Below are 25,345 nucleotides of genomic sequence, written 5' to 3'. Positions count from 1 at the left end.
GCGTTCGAGCCTAGACCGCGACACCGGCGCTCTGCAGAGCCGCGATGAGGCCGTCCTCGCGCATCGACGTGGGCAGCGGATCGACCAGCGCGAAGCGGCACCCGACTGCGCGGGCGGCCCCGTCGGCCTCCTCGCTGTCACCGACCATCAACGCGTATTCGGCGTCCACCCCCACCCGTGCCAGCGCGGTGCGGAAGATGTCGGGATTCGGTTTGACCGCGCCGACTTCGAAGGACAGTACGAACTCGTCGACGTCGTCCTTGACGCCGAGCGCGGCAAACGCGGGCCGGACGTCGAACGCGATGTTGGACACCACGGCGGTCTTGAGACCCTGCCGGCGCAGGCTCGCGAGCACCGTCGCGGTGTCGGGGTACGGGTGCCAGCTCGCGGGGTCGATCGCCCGGCCGTAGAGGGATTCGGCGTGCTGGTCGGCCAGCCCGGATTCGCGGAGCACGTGCAGATATGCCTCGCGGTGCAGATGCGGCGCCAGGTCGCGGTTCACCCAGGCCTGACGCGCCCGTTCGTCCATGTGGACCGAGGCGCCCGTCGGTGCGGTCAGTCGCCGCATCAGCTCGGCCTGCACGTGACCGTCGACCTCCCGCTCGTCGACCTGGATGTCGGTGAACCAGCTGGCGTCCTCCTCGAGGCGGAACAGGGTCCCGGAGAAGTCGAACAGAACGGCGCGGGTGGTGGTCATGTCCTGACCCTCTCTGCCTTGTCGACCAGCACGTCGCGCTCCCGGTCGTTGGTGGCCATCTTCGCGGCCCGCTGGAACTCGCCGACCGCTTCGGACTGCCTGCCGAGCCGTGACAGCAACTCGCCGCGCACGCTCGGCAGGAGGTAGGAGCCGGCGAGCCCGCCGATCTGGTCGACGATGGTCAGCGCCTCGGCGGGCCCCGAGCGCATCGCGACCGCGACCGCACGGTTCAGCTCGACCACCGGGGACGGCGCGATCTGGAGGAGACCGTCGTACAGCGCCACGATGCGGGCCCAATCGGTGTCCGCCACGGTTGGCGCGCAGGCGTGGCATTCGGCCAGCGCCGCCTGCAGCGCGTACGGTCCCCAGCCAATTCCGTTGCCGCGCAGCGTCTTGGCGGCGCGTCGTAGGGCGTTGGTGCCCCGCACGATCTGCGCCCTGTCCCACTTCCTGCGGTCCTGATCCTCGAGCGGAATGGGCCGCCCGTCGGCCGCGGTGCGGGCGGCGAACCGCGACGACTGGAACTCCATCAACGCCACCAGGCCGTGCACCTCGGCTTCGTCGGGTGTCAGCGCCGCGAGGACCCGACCCAAACGCATTGCCTCCGTGCATAATTCGTCACGGATCCAGCGTTGGCCAGACGACGCGGAGTAGCCCTCGTTGTAAATCAGGTAGATCACGCTGAGGACCGCTGCCAGCCGGGTCGGATACTCGCTGGGATCGGGCACCTCGAATGGCACGTCGGCGTCGGCGAGGGTCTTCTTGGCCCGCACGATGCGCTGCGCGACCGTGGCCTTGGGGACGAGGAACGCCCGCGCGATCTCGTCGGTGCCGAGTCCGCCGACGATGCGGAGCGTCAACGCGATTTGGCCCTCCGGTGGGAGCGCCGGGTGCGTGGCGACGAAGATCAGCCGCAGGACGTCGTCGTCGATGCGGTCGGGGTCCCACGGTTCGTCGACCCGGCTCTCGAGGTCGCGCGCGATCGTCGCGTACTTGGCGTCGAGGCGGCCCAGCCGGCGCCAGTGGTCGATCGCCTTGCGCTTGGCGACGGTGACCAGCCAGGCGGCGGCATTGCGCGGTACGCCCGTCGCGGGCCACTGCTCCAGCGCGTCGACCAGGGCGTCGGCAGCCAGGTCTTCGGCCATCGCGACGTCCCCGACGGCGCGGGTCAGCGTCGCCACGATCTTGGCGGCCTCCATGCGCCACACCGCGTCCACGGTTCGCGTGACGTCGGGGATCTCGGGGTCGGACACGTACCCACCGTAGTCAGACGTACCGAGCGCGACCCGCCGCCGCTCCGGCGATGATCTGGACGACGTAGACCGCCAGGAACATGACGAACGGAATGGTCCAGCCGTCGGAGAGGTCGTGAAGCAGCCCGAACAGGAACGGACCCGTGCCCGCGAACAGGTAACCGAATCCCTGTGCCATACCCGAGAGTTGGGCGGTGTCCTCGGCGTTGCGGGCCCGCAGCGCGATGATCGTCAGCGCCAGCGAGAAGGCGCTCATGCCGATGCCGATCAGCACGCTCCACACGAGGGGGGCGGCTCCTGGCGCGAGCAACAGGCCCACCGCGCCGCCCACACCGAGCACGCCGAGCGCGACGATCCACCCGCTCTGGCTGGCCGACCGCGCCGCCAGCGGCGAGATGATCAGCGCCACGGGCACCCCGATCAGTGACACCAGTCCGACCAGCAGCCCGGCCTGGACCTTGCCGACGCCGTTGTCGATGAAGATCTGCGGCAGCCACCCCATCACGATGTAGGCCATGAATGCCTGGCAGCCGAAGAACAGCGTCACGGTCCAGGCGAGTCGGTTGCGCAACAGTGAGCGTCGTTCACCCGTCGGTGCGGTCGTCGCGGCCCACGACCCTCGGTGCCGCCGCGACGCGGGAAGCCAGGCAAACAGGGCGACCAGGGCGATTCCCGCCCATGCCGCCAGGGCCACGCGCCAGCCGCCCAGGGGCTCCTCGAGGCCGGGCGTGACGGCGGATCCCAGCGCGCCGCCACCCTGCAGAGCGGCGGTGTAGATGCCGGTCATCAGGCCGATCCTGGCGGGGAACGACCCCTTGATCACGACGGGGATGAGGACGTTGATCAGCGCGATGCCCGCGCAGGCGAGCAGTGTCGCGCCGATCACGACCACCGGTCCGTCGAGGCCGCGGATCGCCAGGCCCACGGTCAGCGTCAGCAGGGCCAGGGAGATGACGCGTCCAAGCCCGAACCGGTTCGCCAGCCGCGGCGCGCCAAGGCCCGCGGCGGCGAAGCACAGGCCGGGCATGGTCGTGAGGAGCCCGGCCCACGTCGCCGAGGTGCCCAGATCCGCACGCATGTCACCCAGCAGCGGCGCCACGCTGGTGACGGCGGGCCGAAGGTTGAGCGCCGTCAGGATGACCGCGACGGCCAGCAGGATCCCGCCCGCGAGGGTCGGGACGGTTCGTTCCTCCTGCTGCTGGACGCGCACGCTGCTACATTGCCATACATCCCATGATTGGTTGAAAGGATGTCCCCGTGCCGTTGAGCACAGCACGCCGCACGGGCCTGGTCGACCAGGTCATCGACCAGCTCCGGCACTCCGTCTCGACCGGCGAATGGCCGGTCGGCCACCGCATCCCCAATGAGGCCGTACTCGTCGAGTCGCTCGGGGTCGGCCGCAACACCGTCCGCGAGGCCGTCCGGGCGCTCGCGCACGCCGGCATTTTGGAGGTCCGGCAGGGTGACGGTACGTACGTCCGGGCGACGAGCGAAGTGTCCGGAGCGCTGCGCCGGCTGTGCGGCGCCGAGCTACGCGACGTGCTCGAGGTGCGCCGCGGGCTGGAGGTCGAGGGCGCCAGGCTGGCCGCCGCCCACCGCACGCCCGCCGACGTCGCCGAGCTGCGCACCCTGCTGGCCAAGCGCGACGAATGTGAGCGTGACGGTCGTACCGACGAGTTCGCCCGCGCCGATGCGGAATTCCACCTCGCCGTCGTGCGCGCCTCGCACAACGTGATGCTGACCGAGCTGTATCGCGGGCTGATGGAGGCGATCACCGCCAGCGTCGCGACCACCACCGAGCTGCCCGTCGAGATCGTCGACCACGGGGTGTTGCTCGAGCACGTCGCGGCCGGTGACGTCGAGCAGGCTGCCAGGACGGCAGGCGAACTGCTCGACACCATCCTCGCGGGCCTCGCTCCCTAGCCCCCTCCCGCGAGCAGACGCAAAGGGCCCTGAAACATGCGCATTTAGGGCCTTTTGCGTCTGCTCGCGGGGAGTTAGCTAGCCGATGGCGCGGCCCGCACCCGCCCAGAACTGCGCCCGGACGGCCTTCTTGTCCGGCTTGCCGAGCGCGGTCACCGGGACCGACTCCACGACGATCACCTGCTTGGGCGACTGCACCGAGCCCTTGCGGTCCTTGACCGCGGCCTGGATCTCGGCGGTCATCGTCGCGATCGCCGCCTCGTCGGTCGGCGCGTCGGGCCGCAGCACGACGACGGCCGTCACTGCTTCGCCCCACTTCTCGTCGGGGGTACCGATCACGCAGACCTGTGCGACCGAAGGGTGTTCCGCGACGACGTCTTCCACCTCGCGGGGGAACACGTTGAACCCGCCGGTGACGATCATGTCCTTGGTGCGGTCCACGATGAACCAGAAGCCGTCCTCGTCCTCGCGGGCCAGGTCGCCGGTGTGCATCCACCCGTCGCGGAACGTCTCGGCCGTCGCTTCGGGCTTGTTGAGATAGCCGCCGGACAGCAGCGGCCCCGACACGCAGATCTCACCGACCTCACCGCGCGGTACCGGCTGCCCGTCCTCGCCGAGGAGTGCCGTCCTGGCGAACAGCGTCGGGCGCCCGCAAGAGGTCAGTCGCTTCTCGTCGTGTTCGGCCTTGGCCAGGTACGTGATGACCATCGGGGCCTCGGACTGGCCGTAGTACTGCGCGAAGATCGGACCGAAGCGGGCGATCGCCTCCTTGAGCCGCACCGGGTTCATCGCGGACGCGCCGTAGTAAACGGTCTCCAGCGACGACAGGTCCCTGGTGTGCGAATCGGGGTGATCCATCAGCGCGTAGATCATCGACGGCACGAGCATCGTGGCCGTGATCTTCTGCTCCTCGATGGTGCGCAGCACCTCGGCGGGATCGAACTTGGCCAGCACCACCATCTCGCCGCCCTTGACGATCGTCGGCAGGAAGAAGGCCGCACCGGCGTGCGAAAGTGGGGTGCACATCAGGAATTTCGGATTCTCCGGCCACTCCCACTCGGCGAGCTGAATCGTCGTCATCGTGGTGGTGGCCTGAGACGTCATCATGACGCCCTTCGGCTTGCCGGTCGTTCCACCGGTGAAGGCCAGCCCGGTGACGGTGTCGGGGGCCAGGTCCGCAGCGACCAGCGGCCGCGGCGGGTACTTGGCCGCCTCGGCGTTGAGATCGGTTGCCACGTCGGCCAACTCGGGCGGCACCGGCCCGATCGTCAAGACATGCTTGAGCGACGGCACCTTCTCCACCAGCCCGACCGCACGCTCGACGAACATCGGATTCGGGTCGACGATCAACGAGGTGACGCCGGCGTCGCTCAGCACGTACGCGTGATCGTCGAGTGAACCAAGGGGGTGTAGTGCCACGCGGCGATAGCCCTGCGTCTGCCCGGCGCCGACGATCATCAGCACCTCGGGCCGGTTGAGCGCCAGCAGTCCGACGACGGCGCCGGTGCCCGCACCGAGCGCCTCGAACGCCTGAATGTACTGGCTGATGCGGTCGGCGAGCTGGCCACCGGTCAGCGTGGTGTCCCCAAGGAACAGCACCGGCTTGTCGCGATGACGCTTGAGCGCACCCACGGTGAGGTGTCCGGAGTGGATGGGATGGCGCAGCATTGCATCACTCATGGCAACAGATTAGAACGTGTTACAGAAACGGTGGCAAGGGCCGCGGCATTCGACTTGACTCGATGCCGTGACTCCTCGGGCGAAGCTGCGTGACGCCATCCTCGACATGACCCGGGAGCGTGGGCCGTCGAAGACCATCTGTCCCTCGGACGCCGCCCGCGCGGTCGGCGGCCAGGACTGGCGCGGTCTGATGGACGACGCCCGGGACGTGGCGCGCGAGCTCGCGAAGGCGGGTGACGTCGAGATCACCCAGAAGGGCAACGCGCTCGATCCGGACGCCGCATGGCGCGGTCCGATTCGGATCCGCACGCTCCGCGACGAAATCGAGTAGCGCACTACTCGCGCCCTTCGTTGCCGCCCTCCATAGCGTCGATCTTGCGCTGGTGCACTCGAGCGCAACCGAGAAACGCAGCGGTGCTTGCTCATTCGCGGGCATCCCAAATGGAGGAATGAACCATGAACCGTCAACTCACGAGGGCGGGCACGCTCGCCTCACTCTCGGCCGCGGCACTCGGGGCCCTGAGCTCCCTCGCCGCCGCACCACCGGCGTCGGCCGACCCACTGCCGTATGGGCCCGACACCTGCATCCAGGGCTTCGTCTGGCGGGACGGCCGGGCCGGTGACCACGTCTGCGTCACCCCCGACGTCCGCAGTCAGACCGCGGCGCAGAACGCCGCGGCCGCGGCGAACCGGCAGCCGGGCGGCGGCGCCTATGGCCCCAACACCTGCAAACAGGGCTTCGTCTGGCGTGACGCTTGGGGCGGCGATCAGGTGTGCGTGGTGCCCGCGGTCCGCGATCAGGCTGCCACGGACAATGCGGCGGCGACGTCCCGCAGGCAGACCAGCCAACCCGCGCCGGCTCCGCAACCCGCGCCACCTCCGCCGCCCGCCCCGGCGCCGCCACCCCCGCCGCCGGCACCCAAGCAGGGGCCGGGTGTGTCGTGGGATCCGAGGATCGGTGGTCTCACGGCCCACATCACCGATCGCAGCGGCGTCGCCTCGCAGTGCACGTACACGTCGGACTTCTACCAGCGGAGCTTCTTCCTGCCCGCCAACCAGACCTACGACCTGGTCATCGTGCCCGCGATCCCGAAGTTCCAGAACTGGAACGTCACCGTCAAGTGCGACAACGGCACCACGACCAACACCAGCGAGTTCTTCTAGGACGCGCGGTCCCCGGCGGCCGGGGGACGGCCGCCGGGGACGCCGGGGACTCACTTCGCGTAGCGGGGATCGTTCTCCTCTCGCCACTTCGTCTCCTTCTGGATCCATTCGTCGTTCTGGTCGAAGTCCTCGGTCTCGGATACACGACGCACCTCGAGCTTCACGCCGGCGCCCAGCGGGCACTTGCTCGCCCACTGCTTGGCTTCGTCGACCGACGACACGTCCAGGATCCAGAAGCCGTTGAACAGCTCCTTGGCCTCGGTGTACGGACCGTCCGTCACGACCGGCGGGTCGCTGCTGAAGTCGACGACGAAACCCTCTTCGGGTCCGGCCAGGCCCTCGCCCGCGAGTAGCACTCCGGCCTTCGTGAGCTCCTCGTTGAAGCGACCCATCGCCGCGATGATCTCGCTGAAATCGACGTTCTCCTGGACGTACTCCTCGGCCTCCGGCGTGGACCGCATGATCAGCATGTACCGCATTTCGATGTCTCCTTCTATCGGTGGGAAGGGGCACCGTCCATCGTGCCCTCGCCACTACGTCGAACGGCACCCCCCGGAAATCGACACGGCGGGACGATGGATTCGAGCGAATTCTCGCCGGGCTCCTGCGAGGATGGCCCGATGGCCGCTGACCTGGCATTCTTCGGAACCGTCCTCACCGTCGACGAGGACCGCCCGACGGCGGAGGCGCTCGCGGTCGCCGACGGGAAGGTCGTCGCGGTCGGTGACCGGGCCGACGTCGAGCGACTGGTCGGACCCGACACCGAGGTCGTCGAGCTCGGTGACGGTTGCCTGCTTCCGGGGCTGATCGAGGCGCACGGGCATCCGCTGATGGAGGCGATCGTGCTCGCCGATCGGATCGTCGACATCCGGCCCGTCACCATGCCCAGCGCGGACGACGTCGCGGCGGCCGTGGCGGGGGAGGTCGAGCACCGCGGGGCCTCCGGCGCTTACCTCAACGGCTGGGATCCGTTGCTTCAGGTCGGACTGCCCGAGCCGACGCTGGAGTGGCTCGACCGGACGGCCCCCGAGACCCCGCTGGTGATCATCCACAACTCCGGGCACAAGGCGTACTTCAACACCGCGGCCGCCCGGCAGCTGGGGCTGAACCGCGACACCCCCGACCCGAAGGGGGCCAGGTACGGCCGCGACGCGGCGGGTGACCTCGACGGCACCGCGGAGGAGGCCGGTGCCGTCTTCTCGCTGATCGGCGGCGCGATCGACCCTGGCGGCTACCCGGCGATGCTGCTAGCCGAGTGCGGGCGGCTTAACCGCGCCGGTCTGACGACATGCTCGGAGATGGCGTTCGACCCGATGTTTCGTCCAGCGTTGGAGTCGCTGCACGACGACCTGACGGTCCGGCTGCGCACCTACGAGATGTCGACGGCGGCGATGACGACCGCCGCGGTACCGGTCAACGGCGACGACGTGGTCCGTCAGGTCGGCATCAAGATCTGGGTCGACGGGTCGCCCTGGATCGGCAACATCGACCTGTCGTTCCCGTACCTGGATACCGACGCCACCCGGGCCATCGGAGTGACGCCCGGGTCCTGCGGGCACGCCAACTACACCCGCGAACAGCTGACCGACATCGTCGCGGCGTATTACCCACTGGGCTGGCAGATGGCCTGCCACGTCCAGGGCGACGCCGGCGTGGACACCATTCTCGACGTGTACGAGCAAGCGCTGCAAGCGAATCCGCGCGATGATCACCGATTGCGGCTGGAGCACGTCGGCGCCATCTCGGACGAGCAACTCCAGCGCGCCCATGATCTCGGGGTGACGTGCAGCATCTTCGTCGACCAGATTCACTACTGGGGTGACGTCCTGGTCGACGGGTTGTTCGGCGCGGACCACGGCTCGCGATGGATGCCTGCCGGGTCGGCCGTGGCGACGGGGATGCGCATCTCCCTGCACAACGATCCGCCCGTGACGCCCGAGGAACCGCTGCGCAACATCAGCGTCGCGGCCACCCGCGTCGCTCCGAGCGGTCGGGTGCTGGGCCCGGAGCAGCGGCTGACGGTAGACCAGGCGATCCGGGCGCAGACGCTGGACGCGGCGTGGCAATTGTTTGCCGACGACGTCATCGGCTCACTGGAGGTGGGCAAGTACGCCGACCTCGTGGTGCTGTCGGCAGATCCCCGGTCGGTGCCGGCGGAAGACATCGCGGACCTCGAGATCCGCGCCACCTACCTGGCGGGTCGTCGCGTTTATTCGAAATCTGACTAGCGGCCGGTGTCGTCGTGGCACGCTCTGCTCATGTCCGAGTTGCCAACACCCCGCTTCCTCGACGAACGCACGGCCCACTGGGCGCAGACCAGGCCCGATGACGAGGCCATTACGTTCAAGGACCGCACCTGGACGTGGTCGCAGTGGTACGAGCGCATCCGGCGGCTCGCCGGCGCGTTGACCGAACGGGGCATCACCCGCGGGGACGTCATCGCGTTCCTCGACAAGAACCACCCGGCGTGCGTCGAAACCACCTTGGCCGCAGCGTCTTTGGGTGCTGCGACGGCGATCATCAACTTCCGGCTGGCCGCCGATGAGCTGGACTACGTGCTCAACGACAGCGGCGCCACCCTCCTGATCACCGGCGAGGAGTTCAAGCCCGCCGTCGAGAAGATTCGCGACAAGCTGACCAGCTTGAAGCACGTCGTCGTGGTGACTCCCGAGGGCGGGGAGGGCGACGAGTACGAGGCGATGTTGGCGGCCGCGACACCGGTCGGCCGGTCGAAGGACGTCGAGCCCGACGACGTCGCGATCATCATGTATTCGTCCGGCACCACGGGGAGGCCCAAGGGTGTCTCGCTCACGCAGGCCAACCTGATCGCGCACACCGAGAGCGCCTTCGCCGGGTGGGAACTCGAAGAGGGCGACAAGAACCTGGTCGCGATGCCGCTGTTCCACGTCGGCGGCTCGTCGTACATGCAGTTGGGGCTCCACACCGGGGTAGCGAGCTACATGACGCGCGACGTCGACGGGGCGCAACTGGCCGGCGGGATCCTGTCGGGCGCCAACCGGACCTTCCTGGTGCCTGCCGTGCTGGCGAAGGTGCTGGAGTCCGGTGACGACGCGGTGAAGTTGTTCAGTGCGCTCAAGACCTACGGGTACGGGGCGTCGCCGATGCCGCTACCGCTTCTGCGCAAGGCGCTGGAGGCGTGGCCGGATACGGACTTCATCCAGGCCTACGGGCTCACCGAGGTCGGCGGCGTCATCAGCCTGCTGGCGCCCGAAGATCACCGCAACGGTGACGAGGAGCGGATGGGCAGCGCAGGCCGGGTCGTCCCCGGCGCCGAGGTGCGCGTGGTCGACCCCGACAGTCTCGAAGACGTGGCACAAGGTGAGCAGGGCGAATTGTGGTTCCGCTCAAAGCAATTGATGAAGGGTTACCACAACAAGCCCGATGCGACGGCGGAGGCCATCACCGAGGACGGCTGGTTCCGCACCGGTGATATCGGCAGGGTGGACGCGCAAGGCTACATCTTCGTCGAAGACCGGCTGAAGGACATGATCATCACCGGCGGCGAGAACGTGTACTCGATCGAGGTCGAACGGGTGATCGCCGAACATCCCGCAGTCGCCGAGGTGGCCGTCATCGGGGTGCCCGACGAGAAGTGGGGCGAGTCGGTGAAGGCCGTGGTGTCCCTCGAGGGCGAGGCGACCGAGAAGGAGATCATCGCGTTCGCCCGCGAGCGGCTGGCCGCCTACAAGTGCCCCAGGACCGTCGACGTGGTCGACGAGCTACCGCGCAATCCCACCGGCAAGATCCTGAAGAAGGATCTGCGGCAACCACATTGGGAGGCGGCGGGCCGAAAGGTCTAGGGCGAGACGGCGGCCCTCCTGGCCCAGGGTGCCAGCTGACGGTAGGGGTCGCCTGCGCGGAGCTCCAGCAGCGCGGCGAGGTCGGCCTCGAGTTCGGTCTTCGCCCGGTCGCGCACCGTCGCCACCCACTTCTCGGCGACGGCCCCCTTCGGCCTGGACGTGTCGATCGGGGTCCCGAAGCGCAGGTACATGCGTTGGGGTCGGGGGATCAGCGTCGGTCCAATACCGCGCATCAACGGCATCGTCATGTCCGACCGTCCGCTGAGCCGTTTGGTGAGTGGCGTCGTGAGCCGCGCCCACAGGCCGTCGCTCGAGGTCAGCACGTGGTAGACGTCGTCTCCTCCGACCAGAGCGGCCGGGACGATGGGGTAGTCGTGTTCGACGGCCAACCGGGCGAAGCCGTTACGGCCCTCCCATCTCAGCGAATACAGCTGGTCGCGGGCCTTGCTGATCTCCCTCCCTCCGCCGGGGAACACCAGGATGGGTTCGTCCGACTGCATCAGTTCACGGGCGGCTTCGGGTGTCCCCACGACCGCGCCGGCGGCAGCGAACACGTCGGCGGGCAGGCCCTTGACGTTGCCGAACTGGCGATCGGCCAACGGGCGAACCCGGATGCCGATCTGCCGACGCACCAGGTAGGGAATCAGGAGCGCCTCGGTCCCGGCCTGGGTGTGATTGCCGACCAGAAGGAAGCGGCCGTCGGGCGGCAGGTTGTCCAACCCGTCGACGTAGGGCTCGAACGCCGATACGACGGGATCCGCCCGGTCGGCGACGTTTTCGATGAGGCGCTGAAGGGTCGGCAACGGGATGAGCGGCATGATCCCCACTATAGTGCACATGTTGCATTAATTGCACACACTGCAACAAATGCGGCGTGTGTACGATCAGCGCATGGTAGCGGCGGAGGGGTTACGTGCGCGCAGGCGCCGCGAGACCGCTCGGGACATTCATCTGGTGGCTCTGCGCCTGGCCCGCGAACGCGGATTCGAGGTCGTCACGGTCGAGGCGATCAGCACGGAGGCCGGCATCGCGCCCCGCACGTTCTTTAACTACTTCCCGACCAAGGAAGCGGCCATCATCCTCGGCTTGCCGGAACTGACCGACGAGGACGGCGAGGCCTTCGTTCGCGGTGGGTCGGTGCCCTACCCACGACTCCTCGCCGAAGTCGTGGGAATGCTGTCGCGGCTGTTCACCGGTGAACTGCCCAGCCGTGACGAGATGGGCGACGTCTTCTCGGTGTCGCGGGCCAACCCTCCGGTGTTCGCCGCGTTGCTCGCTGAACTGGAGGCATTCCAGCGCCGCGTTGGCGAGTTGGTCGCCCACCGCTTGAACAGAGCACCCGACGACGAGGTGGCGACGCTGATCGCCGCGCTGGCGATGACGATCCTGCGCAGTGGCCTCGACCGGTGGATGGCCAGCGCGCCCGACGATAGGGACGACGACCCGGTCCGTCACATCGAACACGCCGCGACGCTCGTGCTGACGATCTTCGAACCCGGACACGAGGTGCGCGGCGTCACGGCGTCACCCGGGTCCACTCGTCGATCTGGCGCCGCCGGTGAGCGGCCTCGGGTGCGCTGACCTCATCGGTCAGCGACAACCCAACCTCTTCGATGGCTTCGGAGTACCGGCCGCAGCGGGCCATGAGCTCGCCGCGTACAGCGTGCCAGCGGTGGTCCCGACGACCGCCCGGCATGTCGTCCAATGCGACCAAACCCGCTGCGGTTCCTGAGTTCTCGGCGACCGCGACTGCCCTGGCTAGCGCTGCCGCAGAGGTGGGGTGCACCTCGAGCAGTAGATCGTAGAGCCGCACGATCTCGACCCAATCGGTCTTCTGATAGCTGGGGGATATCGCATGTTCAGCGGCGATCGCGGCCTGCAACTGATAGGGGTCGGCGATGCCCGCGGTGCGCGACAGGGACCTGTTCAGCAGTCGACGGCCCTCGTCGATCGCGTCGGTATCCCAGGCCGTGCGATCCTGGTCGGCCAGGACGACCGGTGCGCCGTCGGCGTCCGTGCGCGCGGGACGACGGGCTTCGGTCAGCAGCAGCAACGAGAGGACGGCCATCGGGGTGGCTTCGTCGGGCATCAGCGAGCAGACCAGCCGGGCCAGGCGAAGGGATTCTTGGCAGCCGTCGACGTCGACCAGTCGATCGCCTGCCGATGCGGTGTGTGCGCTGGTGTAGGCGGCTAGCAGCACTGCGCAAACCGCCGAAAGACGTTGTGACAGTTCAGCGCTCGTCGGAATCTGGTAGGGGATGCCAGCCTGCGCGATCTTGGTCCTGGTACGCGTCAACCGCTTGGCGATCGCGGCTTCGCTGGTGAGCAGCACGGTCGAAATCTGGGCAGTGGACAACCCGCACAGCACCCGCAGCGCCAGAGTCACCTGAGCGTCAAGCGCCAGTGCAGGATGGGCGCAGGTGAACATCAGCCGCAGCATGTCGTCGCGCACCACGTGCTCGGATGGATCGTCAGCGATATCGAGGTCGACGGCCGCACGCTCCTTGTGCACTCGCGACTGCTCGCGACGCAACGCATCGATGGCAGCCCGTCGCGCGGTGACCGTCAGCCAGGCCCGAGGCGAGTCCGGGATACCGGTTACCGGCCACTGCCGTAGTGCCCGGATCGCCGCTTCCTGCACCGCGTCTTCGGCGGCCTGCAGGTCGCCGACGATCCGGACGAGGGTCGCGAGGATTCGCGCTCCCTCCGTCCGAATCGTCTCGGCGACGAGGCGCTGGGCTTCGGTCACCCGCCGAAATCGATGACGGGGCGCACTTCGACCGCTCCACCCCAGGCGGCAGGAATGTCGGCGGCGATCTTGAGGGCCATGTCCAGGTCGGCCGCCTCGATGAGGTAGAAGCCGGTCAGCGCTTCCTTGGTCTCGGCGTAAGGGCCGTCGCTGAGCACGACGTCACCGCCGCGCGCGCCCTGTACCCGCACGGTGGTGGCTGTCGAGGTGGGGTAGAGCGCGGCGCCGCCACGAATCGCGTCGCCGTGCATACCGCCGAATGCGCCGTATTCGGCCATCTCTGCGGCGTATTCGGGCCTCGTCCAGTCGACGTCGGCGCTGTAATTGAGTGCGGCGTACTGCGGCATGACTGCTCCCTTTGATTGGAATGGATCCCAATGTGGAATCTCATCAAAGGGACGAACGGCGTGACCCCGAAAAGGACAAGTTGCCGATCTTGCGACGGTTAGCGCTCAACCGCTCCGTTGGTGTGTTGCCGTTCCTTGAGGGCGAGTTGGGCACGGTGTTCGGCGGCGTGTGCGGCCTCGATGAGTGCGGTCTGTTCGCCTTCGGGATCGGGGGAGAGGAAGCTGCCGGTGCCGGGGGCGCCGGCGGAGCCCAGTTTGTTCATCTTCTTGGGGAGAGGAGCGCCCTGGTATTGCAGCGGGATCGGGTGACCGTGGTCGTCGACCGGGCCGAGCGGCTGGTGCAGCTCGATGTAGGCGCCGTGGGGCAGACGCTTGAGGATGCCGGTCTCGATGCCGTGTTCGAGCACGGCGCGGTCGCTGCGCTGCAGGCTGATCGCCCACCGGTAGGTGATGTAGTAGACGATCGCGGGCAGCACCACCATGCCGATGCGGCCGATCCAGGTGGTCGCGTTCAGCGACACGTGGAACTTCAGCGCGATGATGTCGTTGAACGACGCGAAGGTCAGCACGATGTAGAGGGAGATGGCCATCGCCCCGATTGCGGTCCGCACCGGGGCGTCCCGGGGCCGCTGCAAGAGGTTGTGGTGGGCACGGTCGCCGCTGAACTTGCGCTCCAGGAACGGATATACGGTCAACAGACCAAGGACGACGCCCATGAGCAGGGCGACGGCGACCGCGGCAGGGATGGTGTGCCCGAAGGGGTAGAGCTCCCATGCCGGCCACAGTCTGGCGAGGCCGTCGGTCCACATCATGTAGAAGTCGGGCTGGCTGCCCGCGGAGATCTGGGAGGGCTTGTAGGGGCCCAGCTGCCAGATCGGGTTGATCTGCAGCAGCCCGCCCATCAGGCCGAGCACGCCGACGGTCATGGCGAAGAACGCACCGGACTTCACCGCGAACACCGGCATCACCCGGACACCGACCACGTTGTGTTCAGTGCGGCCGGGGCCGGGGAACTGGGTGTGCTTCTGGAACCACACCATCGCCAGGTGCACCCCGATCAACGCCAGGATGATGCCCGGCAGCAGCAGGATGTGCAGGGCGTAGAGCCGGGGGATGATGATGTCGCCGGGGAAGTCCCCACCGAACAGGGCCCAGTGCAGCCAGGTCCCGATCAGGGGCATGCCCAGGGTGATCGAGGAGAACGCCGCCCGCAGGCCGGTGCCCGAGAGCAGGTCATCGGGCAGGGAGTAGCCGAAGTAGCCCTCGAACATGGCCAGGATCAGCAGCAGCGAGCCGATCACCCAGTTGGCCTCGCGGGGCCGGCGGAACGCGCCGGTGAAGAACACCCGGGCCAGGTGCACCATGATCGAGGCGGCGAACAGCAGCGCGGCCCAGTGGTGGACCTGACGGACGAACAGCCCACCGCGGACTTCGAAGGAGATGTCCAGTGCGGTCTCATAGGCCCGGGACATCTGAATGCCGTTGAGCGGCTGATACACCCCGTCGTAGGTGACCTCGGCCATCGACGGGTCGAAGAACAGCGTCAGGTACACCCCGGTCAGCAGCAGCACGATGAAGCTGTAAAGCGCGATCTCACCCAACAGGAACGACCAGTGCGTCGGGAACACCTTGTTCAACTGACGCCGCACCGCCGCCGACGGGTGATACCGCGAATCGATCGCATCGGCTCGTGCGGCGATGCCGCTCGTGGTGGTAACGATGAGAAGTGCTCCTTGGTGAAAACGCCCGGACTTCTCTAGCATGCTCTCGTCACGCCGGCGCTCCCGCCTGCAGCGCGATGGTCATCGGTTGGTTAGAACTGTGACGGGAAGCGAGACGCCTGAAAGCCATGAGCGCAACGACGTTTGACGATACCGAGATCCTGGTGATCGGAGCCGGATTGGCCGGGCTGCGGTGCGCCGGGTTGCTTCGCGCCGCCGGCCGCGACGTCCGCGTCTGGGAGGCGTCCGACGACATCGGTGGGCGAATCCGCACCGACGTGATCGATGGCTTTCGCTGTGACCGTGGGTTTCAGGTGCTCAATCCCGCGTACCCCGAGCTGAAGCACGCCGTCGACGTATCGGCGTTGCGTCTGCAACCCTTCGCGGCCGGAGTCGCGGTGCGGCGTGACGTCGGCCCGGCGGTCTGGGTGCACCCGCTGCGGGCGCCGACCAAGGTGCCCGCGATGCTGAGCAGCGGTGGACTCGGTCTCCGAGACGTCGTCGCGGTGGGCCGTTGGGCGGCCGCCGCCGTGGCGCCGGCGGCGCTGAAGTCGCCGGACCGGGCCGACGGCCCGCTTCGGACGGCGCTGGATCGTGCGGGCGTCACCGGCGAGCTCCGCCGGGTCATCGACCGATTCCTCTCCGGCGTATTGCTCGAGGACGATGGTGTCACCTCGAATGCCTTCGTGCTGCTGCTAATTCGCATGTTCGCCCTCGGTGTGCCCGCGCTGCCCGCGGAGGGAATGCAGACGTTGCCGCGTCAGCTCGCCGTCGGTCTCGAGAACGCGATCACGCTACGGCGCAAGGTCATCGAGATCACCCGCGAGGGTTCGGGTTGGCGAGTGTCCGACGGCGAGCATGGCATGAACGCGCAGCACGTCGTCGTCGCCACGGATCCGGTGAGCGCCGGGCGGCTAGCGGGGGTCGCGGTCCCGCCGATGCACGGCGTCGTGACCGACTGGTGGGCCGCCGACGAGGTACCGTCCGGACCTCCCATGCTGTGGGTCGACGGGCGGCCGAATCCCCAAGGCCCAGTGCTGAACACCGCCGTGATGAGTTCGGCTGCACCGTCGTATGCGCCCGCGGGTCGGCATCTCATCGCCGCATCGGCGTTGATGGCCAAGGACGGCGGTGCGCCCGACGAAGCGGTCGTGCGCGCCCATGCGGCCAGCATTCTCGGCGCGGACGCGACGCGGTGGACTCTGGTCACCCGCCACCTGGTGCCCCACGCGCTGCCGGAGCAAGCGCCGCCCCTGTCCGTGCGGCGCCCCGTCCGCACCGCCGACGGCATGTGGGTATGTGGCGACCATCGCGACACTGCGTCGATCCAGGGTGCGCTGGTCAGCGGACGTCGTACCGCGCACGAAATTCTTCGCGCATGACGCCCGGCCTGGACGATCTGCTGCAGCGCCTGCACGTCGTGGCGCTGCCGATGCGAGTTCGGTTCCGCGGCATCGACGTTCGTGAGATCGCCCTGATCGACGGGCCGGTGGGCTGGGGCGAGTTCGGCGCCTTCGGCGAGTACGGGCCCGAGGAGGCGGCCCACTGGCTGGCATCGGGTATCGAAGCAGCGTACGTGGAATCGTCTGTGCCGCTTCGGGAATGGATTCCGATCAATGCCACGGTCCCCGCCGTTCCGGCGTCGCAGGTGCCCGAGGTGCTGGCGCGATTCCCCGGTGCGGGCACCGCCAAGGTGAAGGTCGCCGAGCGCGGGCAGACTCTCGCCGACGACGTCGCCCGCGTCGAGGCGGTACGCGAACGCGTGCCGCTGGTCCGCGTGGACGCCAACGGAGGCTGGACCGTTCCCGAGGCAGTGGCCGCCTGCGCCGCCCTCACGGCGAACGGCGCGCTGGAGTACGTGGAGCAGCCCTGCGCGACCGTGGGCGAGCTGGCCCAGCTGCGCCGCCTGGTCGACGTGCCGGTGGCCGCCGACGAGAGCATTCGCAAGGCCGACGACCCGCTGCTCGTCGTACGGGCGCGGGCGGCCGACGTCGCCGTCGTGAAGGTGGCACCGCTTGGCGGCGTCACCCGACTGCTGGACATCGCCAGGCAGATCGACATACCGATCGTGGTGTCGAGCGCACTGGATTCCGCGGTCGGCATGTCTCGCGGACTCCTGGCCGCCGCATCCCTACCGGAGTTGCCGTTCGCCTGCGGGCTCGGCACCGGTGGACTGTTCGTCGACGACGTCGCGGACCCGATCGCCGTGCAGGATGGACGGCTGCGCGTCGGCGCCGTGGTGCCCGATCCGGCGCGGCTGTCGTCCCTCGCCGCGGCACCGGACCGGCGCGACTGGTGGATCGACCGGGTCAGGGCCTGTTACCCGCTGCTGTCCTGATCTGTGGGGTCCATGGCGTAGACGACATCGTTGGAGCCAGCGACACTGAGGTCGTGAAGCGATCGGTGGTCCTCGTCGGGTTCCAGGGCGTGCAGGCCCTCGACCTGGTGGGCCCATTCGAGGTGTTCACCGGAGCGACGCTGCACCTCGCGGGCGAGGGCCGCCACGACGACGGGTACGCGGTGACGATCGCCGCCGCCCAGGGGAAGTCCATCAACACCGGGACCGGCCTGGAGATCGTGGCCGCACCGCTCCCCGATCCCCGGCGCACGGTGGACACCGTCGTCCTTCCCGGTGGCTACGGCACCGACGCGGCGTGCCTCGACCAGGACCTGATCGAGTGGATCCAAGCGGTGTCCGCGAACGCCCGGCGCGTGGTGAGCGTGTGCACCGGGTCCTTCCTGGCCGCCCGGGCCGGTCTCCTCGACGGCTGTCGCGCCACCACGCATTGGGCGTTCGCGAACCGGATGGCCCGCGAATTCCCCTCCATCACAGTCGATCCCGAGCCCATCTTCGTGCGAAGTTCACCGACGGTGTGGACGGCGGCCGGGGTCACGGCGGGTATCGACCTCAGTCTGTCGCTGGTCGAGGACGACTACGGCACCGAGGTCGCGCAGACTGTGGCCCGCTACCTGGTGCTCTATCTGCGCAGGCCGGGCGGTCAGACGCAGTTCGCGGCGCCGGTGTGGATGCCACGCGCCCGCCGGGCACCGATTCGCGCGGTGCAGGAGGTCATCGAGGGCGAACCCGGTGGGCTGCACAGCGTTACCGAGCTCGCCCGTCGTGCGGCCATGAGCCCACGCCACTTCACCCGGGTGTTCACCGACGAAGTGGGCGAGGCCCCGGGGGCCTACGTCGAACGGGTGCGTACCGAGGCGGCCAGACGCCAACTCGAGGAAACCGACGACACCGTGACCGTGATCGCCGGCCGATGTGGCTTCGGCACCGCGGAAACCATGCGCCGCAATTTCGTTCGCAGGATCGGCATCTCGCCCGACCAGTATCGCAAGACCTTCGCCTAGAGGAGAACTGATGCAAATCGCCATCGTGCTGTACCCCGGCTTCACCGCGCTGGACTTCATCGGTCCCTACGAGGCACTGCGGTGGTTGCCCGACACCGAGGTCAGGTTCGTCTGGCATCAGCCCGGCCCGATCGCCGCCGACTCCGCCGTGCTGCTGGTCGGCGCGACGCACTCGTTCGACGAAACCCCCTCCCCGGACGTGATTCTCGTTCCCGGCGGGTTCACCACGGCCGAACATGCCCGCGACGAGAAGCTCCTGGAATGGCTTCGGCAAACCCGCCGGACCGCGGCGTGGACGACGTCGGTCTGTTCGGGCTCGATGATCCTGGCCGCTGCCGGGCTGCTGAAGGGCAAACGCGCGACGTCGCACTGGGCTGCGGTACCGCTGCTGAAGGCGTTCGGCGTGGAGCCGGTGGGCGACGAGCGCATCGTCGTCGACGGCGACATCGTGACGGGCGCAGGCGTGTCGGCGGGCATCGATCTGGGCTTGTGGCTGGCGGGCCGCATCGGCGGCGAGGAACGGGCCAAGGCCATTCAATTGTCGATGGAGTACGACCCCCAGCCGCCGTTCGACTCGGGCCACATGTCGAAGGCATCCGCGGCCACCAAGGCGTCGGCGGTCACGCTGATGGGTCGCGATCTGATGAAACCCGTCCAGTTGAAGGCCACCACGCTGCTGCTGTGGGACCAGGCGATCCGCGTCGCACGCGGCCGCAAGCGACGCAAATCCCTCGATTCGGACGTGATGAGTCGCGGTCACCGCAACTAAACACGCCGAAATCCCTCCCAGTAGGGTCGAGCGGGTGAATTTGGCCTACGACGATCGCGGCTCGGGGGAGCCCATCCTGTTCATCGCTGGCCGCGGGGGAGCGGGCCGGACCTGGCATCTGCATCAGGTTCCCGCGTTCCAGCGGGCGGGCTACCGCATCATCACGTTCGACAACCGCGGTATCGGCGCCACGGAGAACGCGCAGGGTTTCACCACCGAGCAGGTCGTCTTCGACACGGCGAAGCTGATCGAGAAACTGGACGCCGGCCCGGTCCGCATCGTCTCGGTCTCGATGGGCTCGTTCATCGCGCAGGAACTGATGCTGGCCAGGCCCGATCTAGTGTCCGCGGCCGTGCTGATGGCCACCCGCGGCCGGGAGGACCGTGCCCGCGAATTCTTCAACGAGGCCGAGTTCGAGTTCCTGCAGAAGGGGATCGAGCTCCCCGCCAAGTACGTCGCGAAGGCCCGGCTGCTCGAGAGCTTCTCACCCAAGACGCTGAACGACGAGCACGCCGTGCGCGACTGGATCGAGATGTTCACGATGTGGCCGACGAAGCCCACGCCCGGCCTGCGTAGCCAGCTGCGGATCAGGCCAGAGGGCAACCGGTTGCCGGCTTACCGGAACATCACGGCGCCGGCGCTGGTCATCGGTTTCGCCGACGACGTGGTGTTGCCGCCGCACCTGGGGCGTGAGGTCGCCGACGCCCTGCCCAACGGCCGCTACCTGCAGATACCCGATGCCGGGCACCTCGGATTCATCGAGCGCCCCGACGCCGTCAACGCCGCCGTCCTCGAGTTCTTCGGCGCGGGGGTGTGACACCCTGTAATGGTGAACCCGTCGACGACTCAAGCGCGCATCGTCGTCGATGAACTGATCCGCGGCGGCGTCCGCGACGTGGTCCTGTGTCCTGGCTCGCGCAACGCGCCGCTGGCGTTCGCACTGCACGACGCGGACCGCGAGGGGCGTCTGCGGCTGCACGTGCGCATCGACGAACGGACCGCCGGATTCCTGGCCATCGGACTCGCGCTGGCGGCCGGCTCGCCCGTCTGCGTCGCGATGACCTCGGGCACGGCGGTGGCCAACCTGGGGCCCGCGGTGGTGGAGGCGAACTATGCGCGCGTCCCGCTGGTGGTGCTCAGCGCCAACCGGCCCTACGACCTGCTGGGTACCGGGGCCAATCAGACCATGGAGCAGCTTGGCTACTTCGGCAACCAGGTCCGCGCCACCATCAGCCTCGGGCTGGCCGAGGGTGCGACGGAGAAGATCGACGCACTCAACGCGCAGTGGCGTTCGGCGACGTGTCGAGTCTTGGTGGCGGCCAAGGGTTCTCGCAGCGCCAATGCGGGTCCCGTGCAGTTCGACATCCCGCTTCGCGAGCCGCTGATACCGGATGCGGACGCCTCGGGTGACTATGCTCCCGCCGGCAGGCCCGACGGGCAGCCGTGGACCTACACCCCGCCGGTCACGTTCGACGAGCCGCTGGACATCGACATCACCCCCGACACCGTCGTCATCGCCGGACACGGCGCCGGTGTCCACCCCAACCTCGCCGCGCTGCCCACCGTCGCGGAACCGACCGCCCCGCCGGCGGCGAACCCGTTGCACCCCCTGGCGCTGACCTCGGTGCGGCCGCGGCAGGTGATCATGCTGGGCCGCCCCACGTTGCATCGTGCCGTGTCGACGTTGCTCGCCGATCCGTCGCTGCCCGTCTTCGCGTTGACGACGGGCCCGCGCTGGCCGGACGTCTCCGGCAACTCGCAGGCCACCGGCACCCGCGCGGTGACCACCGGGGAGTCCGACGCGGCCTGGCTGAAGCGCTGCGCCACCGCGAACGCCCACGCGAACGAGACGGTCCGTGCCCAGCTGAAGGCCCACCCGCTGACGACCGGCCTGCACGTCGCGGCCGCCGTCGCCGACGGCTTGCGGCCGGGCGACCAACTGGTCCTCGGCGCGTCCAATCCGGTGCGCGACGCGGCGTTGGTGGGGCTCGATGCACGAGGTATCCAGGTTCGCTCCAATCGCGGCGTGGCGGGTATCGACGGCACGGTGTCGACGGCGATCGGCGCGGCGCTGGCGCACGACCCCACCGGCGGCCGGACGGTGGCCCTGCTCGGCGACCTGACCTTCGTGCACGACAGCTCCGGCCTGCTGATCGGTCCCACCGAGCCCGTGCCGGAGAACCTCACCATCGTGGTGTCCAATGACAACGGCGGCGGCATCTTCGAACTGCTCGAACAGGGCGACCCCAGATTCTCCGACGTCTCCTCGCGCGTGTTCGGCACGCCGCACGACGTGGACGTCGGCGCGCTCTGCCGGGCCTACCACGTCGACTGCCGTCAGGTGGAACTCGACGGACTCGGCGAGGCACTCGGCGAATCCGCGGACGGGATGCGCGTTCTGGAGGTGAAGGCCGACCGCTCGTCGCTCCGGGCGCTGCACGCATCGATCAGGGCGGCCATGTGAAATCGGCGGCGGGTGAGGTGCTCCGACGGCTGAAGGCGTTGCGGCTCCGCCTGATTCCACACCTCTACGGTGACCCGGGGGAGACGGGGCGGGCGCGGGTCATCCGCCGCATCCGGATCGGCGTCGTCATCGTCGGGTGCCTGGTGACCCTGCAGTCGGTGCTGCTGGTGCTCGGTGCCTGGCGCAACGACCGCCAGATCGAGGGAAACATGGGGGTGGCCGCGGCAGAGGTGCTCGATGCGGGTCCGCGCCGGTCGACCATCGAGTTCGTCACCCCCGACCGCATCACCTACCGGCCCGAGCTGGGCGTCCTCTATCCGTCCGAGCTGGACACGGGTATGCGGATCTACGTCGAATACGACAGGGCGAATCCAGATCTCGTCCGCGTCCAGCACCGCAACGCCTCGCTGGCGATCATTCCCGCGGCCTCCATCGCCGTCCTGGGCTGGTTGGGGGCAGCGGCGATGTTGAGCCTGCTGGAGTACGTGCAGCGTCGGCAGAACCGTCAGGACTCCATCACCTTGGAGAGCCAGTCGTCGTCGTAGATATCGAGCTTCTCGCCGGCATCGAGGTCGTAAACGGTTGGCGTGCCGGTGTTCAAGGGGTCGACCTGATAGAGGAACTCGAAGTTGGCTGACTCCATGTCGGCGAGTTCGGCCGCGCTCTTGGGGCTCGAACCCGTCTCGATCGCGTGCACCTGGAAGTCGGGAACGTGAGCGGCGCGTGCGAGATCGGCCAGCTCGCCGTCCGACGGACCGGGGCTGTCCGGCTGCTGATGCGACCACAGCTCTTCGACGAATCGCTGGAATTGACGTCCGGTGGTGGAGCTGACGTTGCCGGACCCGCCGCCCGGCGTGGCCGCCACGAATAGTGCGTCGGCCACCCGTGCCGAATGCCGGTCGGTGCTGGGGGTGTCCAGGAACGTCATGGGCCGGTAGGTGATCGCCAGCTGTCCGGCCCCGATGTAGTAGGCGAACTGATCGCCGAAGTCGCGCTGCAGGTCCGCGCAGTGGGTGCACTGCGGCTCGGTGTAGATCTCCAACTGGACGGGCGCGTCGGCGAGTCCGGCGCGGATGCCGAACGAGTCCTCCGTCAACTCCACCGGCGGAGGGTTGAGATCGCCGATCGCGGTCCCGACGACGGCGCGCGTGCACCCGCCCACGGCGACGACGAGGCCGACCAGCACCGCGATGGTGACCTGCTTGTTGAACATCCCCGCATTCTGCACCCGCGCACAGGTTGCCGTCAGACTTCGCGTGTCGTATCCCTGGTGGCAACCTCTAGGACAGGCGGGGCTGTCAGCCTTCTGGTGTGCGCGTTGCGATCGTCGCAGAGTCATTCCTCCCGAATGTCAACGGTGTCACCAACTCGGTGCTTCGGGTGATGGAGCATCTCCGCCGTACCGGGCACGAGGTTCTGGTGATCGCACCGGACACCCCCCGGGACGAGCCACCCGCCGACCGCGTGCACGACGGAGTCCGCGTTCATCGGGTGCCGTCGAAGATGTTCCCCAAGGTCACGTCGCTACCGCTGGGGGTGCCCCGGCCGCGGATGGTCGGCGTGCTGCGGGGTTTCGACCCCGACGTCGTCCACCTCGCGTCCCCGGCGCTCCTCGGCTACGGCGGAGTGCTCGCGGCTCGGCATCTGGGGGTCCCGACGGTCGCCGTGTTCCAGACCGACGTCGCCGGGTTCGCGGCGAGTTACGGTGTCGGCGCGATGTCACGCGTCGCCTGGGCGTGGACGCGTCACCTGCACGGCAAGGCCGACCGCACCCTTGCCCCGTCGACCTCCGCGATGGACAACCTGGTCGCGCATCACGTTCCGCGCGTACATCATTGGGGCCGCGGGGTCGACGTGACGGGGTTCGTACCATCGGCCCGCGACGACGCGCTACGTGCGACGTGGTCCCCGGTCGGGAAGCCGATCGTGGGCTTCGTCGGCCGGTTGGCGCCCGAGAAGCACGTCGAGAGGCTCGCGACACTGGCGCGGCGCGATGACCTCCAGTTGGTCATCGTTGGTGACGGCGTTGACCGGTCGAAACTCGAAACCCTCATGCCCACAGCAGTTTTCACCGGCGCTCTGTACGGTCCAGCGCTGGCGGCCGCCTACGCCAGCATGGACGCCTTCGTTCACGCCGGTGAGCACGAGACGTTCTGCCAGACCGTCCAGGAGGCGATGGCGTCGGGCGTGCCCGTCATCGCCCCCAACGCCGGCGGGCCGCGCGATCTGGTGAGCCCGATGCACACCGGGCTGCTGCTTGGCGTCGAGGAGTTCGAGGCCAAGCTGTCTGGCGCCGTCGACCATCTACTGGCCGAAAGGCAGCGGTACTCGCTGGCGGCCAGGCGCAGCGTGTTGAGCCGCACCTGGCCGGCCGTCTGCGACCAGCTACTTGGTCACTATGACGCCGTGCTTGGCGAAGGCCGGGGTATCCGCGCCGCCTGACTCACCCTCCCCGCGATTTCGGCGCGTAAACGTTCGCCCAGTCAACGTTTACACGCCAAAATCGCTCAGCCCTGCGCCAGTTCGGCGACGGGCTGCCACTCCTCCCACGTCGTGAGGCGGCTCTCGTAGTCCGCCTTGGCGATCTGCAGGGGCGCCGACCCGAAGAACACGCGCAGGGGTGGCTCGTCGGCGTCGACGATCTTCATGACGGCGGCGGCCGAGGCCTGCGGATCACCCTGCTTGCTGGTGCGCTGCTGACGGATCTTCTGCGCCTCCGCGTGCGCCTCGGCGTAGGCCGGGAGCTCGGCGGCCGTCTTCGACGAAGAGCCGCCCCAGTCGGTGGAGAAGCCGCCCGGCTCGATGAGCGTGACGTGGATGCCGAACTCGGCCACCTCGATCGCCAACGCCTGCGAGAAGCCCTCCAACGCCCACTTCGACGCGTGGTAGATGCCGACGTTGGCAAACGCGCTGATTCCGCCGATCGACGAGACTTGGAGGATGTGTCCGCTGCGCTGCTCGCGCAAGAACGGCAGAGCCGCCTGCGTGATCCAGAGTGCGCCGAAGACGTTCGTCTCGATCTGGGCGCGTGCCTCGTCCTCGGAGAGTTCCTCGATGAAGCCGAACTGCCCGTAGCCGGCGTTGTTGACCACGACGTCGAGGCGCCCGAAGTGGTCGTGTGCCTGCGCGACCGCGGCGAAGTCCGCGTCGCGGTCGGTGACGTCCAACTCGATCGGCAGCAGCGCGTCGCCGTACTTGCCCACGAGGTCGGCCAGCGATGCCGTGTCACGGGCGGTCGCCGCCACCTTGTCACCGCGCTCCAGGGCCGCGATCGTCCACTCCCGGCCGAAGCCGCGTGACGTCCCGGTGATGAACCACACCTTGTCGCTCATGAATGTCTCCTCTCGACTCTCTGGTTCCCAACACCGAGGACGCCGACTCATTCCCGGTGCCTCGA

At 68.4% G+C, this 25,345-nt stretch carries 25 protein-coding genes; 14 read left to right on the top strand and 11 right to left on the bottom strand.

Annotation, left to right across the window (positions count from 1 at the left end; genetic code table 11):
* Positions 1 to 10: 10 nt before the first annotated feature.
* The 3 genes from QUE68_RS24805 to QUE68_RS24795 all read right to left on the bottom strand — a co-directional run bounded on the left by QUE68_RS24805 (position 11) and on the right by QUE68_RS24795 (position 3,160).
* The gene (locus QUE68_RS24805) at positions 11 to 697 is read right to left on the bottom strand and encodes an HAD family hydrolase (protein WP_284229042.1); all 687 of its coding nucleotides are present in this window, start codon (positions 695 to 697) and stop codon (positions 11 to 13) included.
* Positions 694 to 1,896, bottom strand: coding sequence for an RNA polymerase sigma factor (locus QUE68_RS24800; RefSeq protein WP_284231339.1), 1,203 nt, complete (start codon positions 1,894 to 1,896; stop codon positions 694 to 696). The genes QUE68_RS24805 and QUE68_RS24800 overlap by 4 nt, the downstream gene beginning before the upstream one ends.
* A gap of 67 nt (positions 1,897 to 1,963) precedes the next feature.
* Positions 1,964 to 3,160 (bottom strand): CynX/NimT family MFS transporter, encoded by a 1,197-nt coding sequence (locus tag QUE68_RS24795; RefSeq protein WP_284234990.1) that lies wholly within the window; start codon positions 3,158 to 3,160, stop codon positions 1,964 to 1,966.
* Positions 3,161 to 3,207: 47 nt separating this feature from the next.
* Between QUE68_RS24795 and QUE68_RS24790 the strand changes: the two genes are divergently transcribed.
* Positions 3,208 to 3,873 carry a FadR/GntR family transcriptional regulator gene (locus QUE68_RS24790; protein ID WP_286274583.1) on the top strand — a complete coding sequence of 222 codons (666 nt, stop codon included), beginning with the start codon at positions 3,208 to 3,210 and terminating at the stop codon, positions 3,871 to 3,873.
* A 78-nt stretch (positions 3,874 to 3,951) separates the two neighbouring features.
* On the opposite strand, the gene fadD8 is transcribed toward QUE68_RS24790, so the two are convergent.
* On the bottom strand, positions 3,952 to 5,553 hold the full coding sequence (gene fadD8 / locus QUE68_RS24785) for a fatty-acid--CoA ligase FadD8 (protein WP_284234992.1): 1,602 nt from the start codon (positions 5,551 to 5,553) through the stop codon (positions 3,952 to 3,954).
* 106 nt (positions 5,554 to 5,659) lie between these two features.
* Here fadD8 and QUE68_RS24780 point away from each other — a divergent pair, with 106 nt between their 5' ends.
* Both QUE68_RS24780 and QUE68_RS24775 read left to right on the top strand, forming a co-directional pair.
* Positions 5,660 to 5,884, top strand: a complete 225-nt coding sequence (locus tag QUE68_RS24780) for a DUF3253 domain-containing protein (protein ID WP_286275939.1) — start codon at positions 5,660 to 5,662, stop codon at positions 5,882 to 5,884.
* A gap of 125 nt (positions 5,885 to 6,009) precedes the next feature.
* The gene (locus QUE68_RS24775; protein WP_284234994.1) at positions 6,010 to 6,717 is read left to right on the top strand and encodes a hypothetical protein; all 708 of its coding nucleotides are present in this window, start codon (positions 6,010 to 6,012) and stop codon (positions 6,715 to 6,717) included.
* 50 nt (positions 6,718 to 6,767) lie between these two features.
* On the opposite strand, the gene QUE68_RS24770 is transcribed toward QUE68_RS24775, so the two are convergent.
* Positions 6,768 to 7,196 carry a YciI family protein gene (locus tag QUE68_RS24770; protein ID WP_284229033.1) on the bottom strand — a complete coding sequence of 143 codons (429 nt, stop codon included), beginning with the start codon at positions 7,194 to 7,196 and terminating at the stop codon, positions 6,768 to 6,770.
* 141 nt (positions 7,197 to 7,337) lie between these two features.
* Here QUE68_RS24770 and QUE68_RS24765 point away from each other — a divergent pair, with 141 nt between their 5' ends.
* A complete protein-coding gene (locus QUE68_RS24765; RefSeq protein WP_286274582.1) occupies positions 7,338 to 8,945 on the top strand; it encodes an amidohydrolase in 1,608 nt (535 codons plus the stop codon).
* Positions 8,946 to 8,975: 30 nt separating this feature from the next.
* Entirely contained in the window at positions 8,976 to 10,538 is a 1,563-nt protein-coding gene (locus tag QUE68_RS24760) for a long-chain-fatty-acid--CoA ligase (protein WP_286274581.1), read from the top strand.
* Here QUE68_RS24760 and QUE68_RS24755 read toward each other — a convergent pair.
* Positions 10,535 to 11,356 (bottom strand): lysophospholipid acyltransferase family protein, encoded by an 822-nt coding sequence (locus QUE68_RS24755; RefSeq protein WP_284234997.1) that lies wholly within the window; start codon positions 11,354 to 11,356, stop codon positions 10,535 to 10,537. The genes QUE68_RS24760 and QUE68_RS24755 overlap by 4 nt on opposite strands.
* Positions 11,357 to 11,429: 73 nt before the next feature.
* Between QUE68_RS24755 and QUE68_RS24750 the strand changes: the two genes are divergently transcribed.
* Positions 11,430 to 12,119 carry a TetR/AcrR family transcriptional regulator gene (locus QUE68_RS24750; RefSeq protein ID WP_286274580.1) on the top strand — a complete coding sequence of 230 codons (690 nt, stop codon included), beginning with the start codon at positions 11,430 to 11,432 and terminating at the stop codon, positions 12,117 to 12,119.
* Here QUE68_RS24750 and QUE68_RS24745 read toward each other — a convergent pair.
* The 3 genes from QUE68_RS24745 to qcrB form a co-directional block, all read right to left on the bottom strand.
* Positions 12,055 to 13,287 (bottom strand): RNA polymerase sigma factor, encoded by a 1,233-nt coding sequence (locus QUE68_RS24745; RefSeq protein WP_284229022.1) that lies wholly within the window; start codon positions 13,285 to 13,287, stop codon positions 12,055 to 12,057. The two genes, QUE68_RS24750 and QUE68_RS24745, sit on opposite strands and share 65 nt — an antisense overlap.
* Positions 13,284 to 13,634 (bottom strand): YciI family protein, encoded by a 351-nt coding sequence (locus QUE68_RS24740; protein ID WP_284229020.1) that lies wholly within the window; start codon positions 13,632 to 13,634, stop codon positions 13,284 to 13,286. Before QUE68_RS24740 ends, QUE68_RS24745 begins: the two co-directional genes overlap by 4 nt.
* Positions 13,635 to 13,732: 98 nt before the next feature.
* Positions 13,733 to 15,397, bottom strand: a complete 1,665-nt coding sequence (gene qcrB / locus QUE68_RS24735) for a cytochrome bc1 complex cytochrome b subunit (protein WP_284229018.1) — start codon at positions 15,395 to 15,397, stop codon at positions 13,733 to 13,735.
* An 86-nt stretch (positions 15,398 to 15,483) separates the two neighbouring features.
* On the opposite strand from qcrB, the gene QUE68_RS24730 reads away from it, so the two are divergent.
* Genes QUE68_RS24730 through QUE68_RS24700 form a run of 7 tightly spaced genes read left to right on the top strand, consistent with a single transcriptional unit; the run spans position 15,484 to position 22,493 of the window.
* Positions 15,484 to 16,737, top strand: coding sequence for an NAD(P)/FAD-dependent oxidoreductase (locus QUE68_RS24730; protein WP_284229015.1), 1,254 nt, complete (start codon positions 15,484 to 15,486; stop codon positions 16,735 to 16,737).
* The gene (locus QUE68_RS24725; RefSeq protein WP_284229013.1) at positions 16,734 to 17,693 is read left to right on the top strand and encodes an o-succinylbenzoate synthase; all 960 of its coding nucleotides are present in this window, start codon (positions 16,734 to 16,736) and stop codon (positions 17,691 to 17,693) included. The genes QUE68_RS24730 and QUE68_RS24725 overlap by 4 nt, the downstream gene beginning before the upstream one ends.
* A 53-nt stretch (positions 17,694 to 17,746) precedes the next feature.
* Positions 17,747 to 18,715, top strand: a complete 969-nt coding sequence (locus QUE68_RS24720; protein WP_284229011.1) for a GlxA family transcriptional regulator — start codon at positions 17,747 to 17,749, stop codon at positions 18,713 to 18,715.
* A gap of 10 nt (positions 18,716 to 18,725) precedes the next feature.
* On the top strand, positions 18,726 to 19,484 hold the full coding sequence (locus tag QUE68_RS24715; RefSeq protein ID WP_284229009.1) for a DJ-1/PfpI family protein: 759 nt from the start codon (positions 18,726 to 18,728) through the stop codon (positions 19,482 to 19,484).
* A 34-nt stretch (positions 19,485 to 19,518) separates the two neighbouring features.
* Complete coding sequence (locus QUE68_RS24710; RefSeq protein WP_284229007.1) at positions 19,519 to 20,301, top strand: alpha/beta fold hydrolase; 783 nt, start codon at positions 19,519 to 19,521, stop codon at positions 20,299 to 20,301.
* A 12-nt stretch (positions 20,302 to 20,313) separates the two neighbouring features.
* Entirely contained in the window at positions 20,314 to 21,948 is a 1,635-nt protein-coding gene (gene menD / locus QUE68_RS24705; protein WP_284229006.1) for a 2-succinyl-5-enolpyruvyl-6-hydroxy-3-cyclohexene-1-carboxylic-acid synthase, read from the top strand.
* Positions 21,945 to 22,493, top strand: a complete 549-nt coding sequence (locus QUE68_RS24700) for a DUF3592 domain-containing protein (RefSeq protein ID WP_284229004.1) — start codon at positions 21,945 to 21,947, stop codon at positions 22,491 to 22,493. The genes menD and QUE68_RS24700 overlap by 4 nt, the downstream gene beginning before the upstream one ends.
* Here the strand turns inward: QUE68_RS24700 and QUE68_RS24695 are convergent.
* On the bottom strand, positions 22,454 to 23,161 hold the full coding sequence (locus QUE68_RS24695; RefSeq protein WP_284229002.1) for a DsbA family protein: 708 nt from the start codon (positions 23,159 to 23,161) through the stop codon (positions 22,454 to 22,456). The genes QUE68_RS24700 and QUE68_RS24695 overlap by 40 nt on opposite strands.
* Before the next feature lie 98 nt (positions 23,162 to 23,259).
* Here QUE68_RS24695 and QUE68_RS24690 point away from each other — a divergent pair, with 98 nt between their 5' ends.
* On the top strand, positions 23,260 to 24,390 hold the full coding sequence (locus QUE68_RS24690; protein WP_284229000.1) for a glycosyltransferase family 4 protein: 1,131 nt from the start codon (positions 23,260 to 23,262) through the stop codon (positions 24,388 to 24,390).
* A gap of 65 nt (positions 24,391 to 24,455) precedes the next feature.
* Here the strand turns inward: QUE68_RS24690 and QUE68_RS24685 are convergent, their stop codons facing one another.
* Positions 24,456 to 25,280 (bottom strand): SDR family oxidoreductase, encoded by an 825-nt coding sequence (locus tag QUE68_RS24685; protein ID WP_284228998.1) that lies wholly within the window; start codon positions 25,278 to 25,280, stop codon positions 24,456 to 24,458.
* Between the last annotated feature and the right edge of the window lie 65 nt (positions 25,281 to 25,345).

Origin of the sequence: Mycolicibacterium sp. TUM20985, assembly GCF_030295745.1 — a bacterium.
Lineage (GTDB): Bacteria > Actinomycetota > Actinomycetes > Mycobacteriales > Mycobacteriaceae > Mycobacterium.
This window is presented reverse-complemented; position numbering and strand designations above follow the sequence as displayed.

Excerpts from the sequence above, each read along its gene's own strand:
- QUE68_RS24805 (WP_284229042.1), bottom strand. The coding sequence starts at position 697 with ATGACCACCACCCGCGCCGTTCTGTTCGACTTCTCCGGGACCCTGTTC.
- QUE68_RS24800 (WP_284231339.1), bottom strand. The coding sequence starts at position 1,896 with ATGGAGGCCGCCAAGATCGTGGCGACGCTGACCCGCGCCGTCGGGGAC.
- fadD8 (WP_284234992.1), bottom strand. The coding sequence starts at position 5,553 with ATGAGTGATGCAATGCTGCGCCATCCCATCCACTCCGGACACCTCACC.
- QUE68_RS24780 (WP_286275939.1), top strand. The coding sequence starts at position 5,660 with ATGACCCGGGAGCGTGGGCCGTCGAAGACCATCTGTCCCTCGGACGCC.
- QUE68_RS24775 (WP_284234994.1), top strand. The coding sequence starts at position 6,010 with ATGAACCGTCAACTCACGAGGGCGGGCACGCTCGCCTCACTCTCGGCC.
- QUE68_RS24770 (WP_284229033.1), bottom strand. The coding sequence starts at position 7,196 with ATGCGGTACATGCTGATCATGCGGTCCACGCCGGAGGCCGAGGAGTAC.
- QUE68_RS24765 (WP_286274582.1), top strand. The coding sequence starts at position 7,338 with ATGGCCGCTGACCTGGCATTCTTCGGAACCGTCCTCACCGTCGACGAG.
- QUE68_RS24760 (WP_286274581.1), top strand. The coding sequence starts at position 8,976 with ATGTCCGAGTTGCCAACACCCCGCTTCCTCGACGAACGCACGGCCCAC.
- QUE68_RS24755 (WP_284234997.1), bottom strand. The coding sequence starts at position 11,356 with ATGCCGCTCATCCCGTTGCCGACCCTTCAGCGCCTCATCGAAAACGTC.
- QUE68_RS24750 (WP_286274580.1), top strand. The coding sequence starts at position 11,430 with ATGGTAGCGGCGGAGGGGTTACGTGCGCGCAGGCGCCGCGAGACCGCT.
- QUE68_RS24740 (WP_284229020.1), bottom strand. The coding sequence starts at position 13,634 with ATGCCGCAGTACGCCGCACTCAATTACAGCGCCGACGTCGACTGGACG.
- qcrB (WP_284229018.1), bottom strand. The coding sequence starts at position 15,397 with ATGCTAGAGAAGTCCGGGCGTTTTCACCAAGGAGCACTTCTCATCGTT.
- QUE68_RS24730 (WP_284229015.1), top strand. The coding sequence starts at position 15,484 with ATGAGCGCAACGACGTTTGACGATACCGAGATCCTGGTGATCGGAGCC.
- QUE68_RS24725 (WP_284229013.1), top strand. The coding sequence starts at position 16,734 with ATGACGCCCGGCCTGGACGATCTGCTGCAGCGCCTGCACGTCGTGGCG.
- QUE68_RS24715 (WP_284229009.1), top strand. The coding sequence starts at position 18,726 with ATGCAAATCGCCATCGTGCTGTACCCCGGCTTCACCGCGCTGGACTTC.
- QUE68_RS24695 (WP_284229002.1), bottom strand. The coding sequence starts at position 23,161 with ATGTTCAACAAGCAGGTCACCATCGCGGTGCTGGTCGGCCTCGTCGTC.
- QUE68_RS24685 (WP_284228998.1), bottom strand. The coding sequence starts at position 25,280 with ATGAGCGACAAGGTGTGGTTCATCACCGGGACGTCACGCGGCTTCGGC.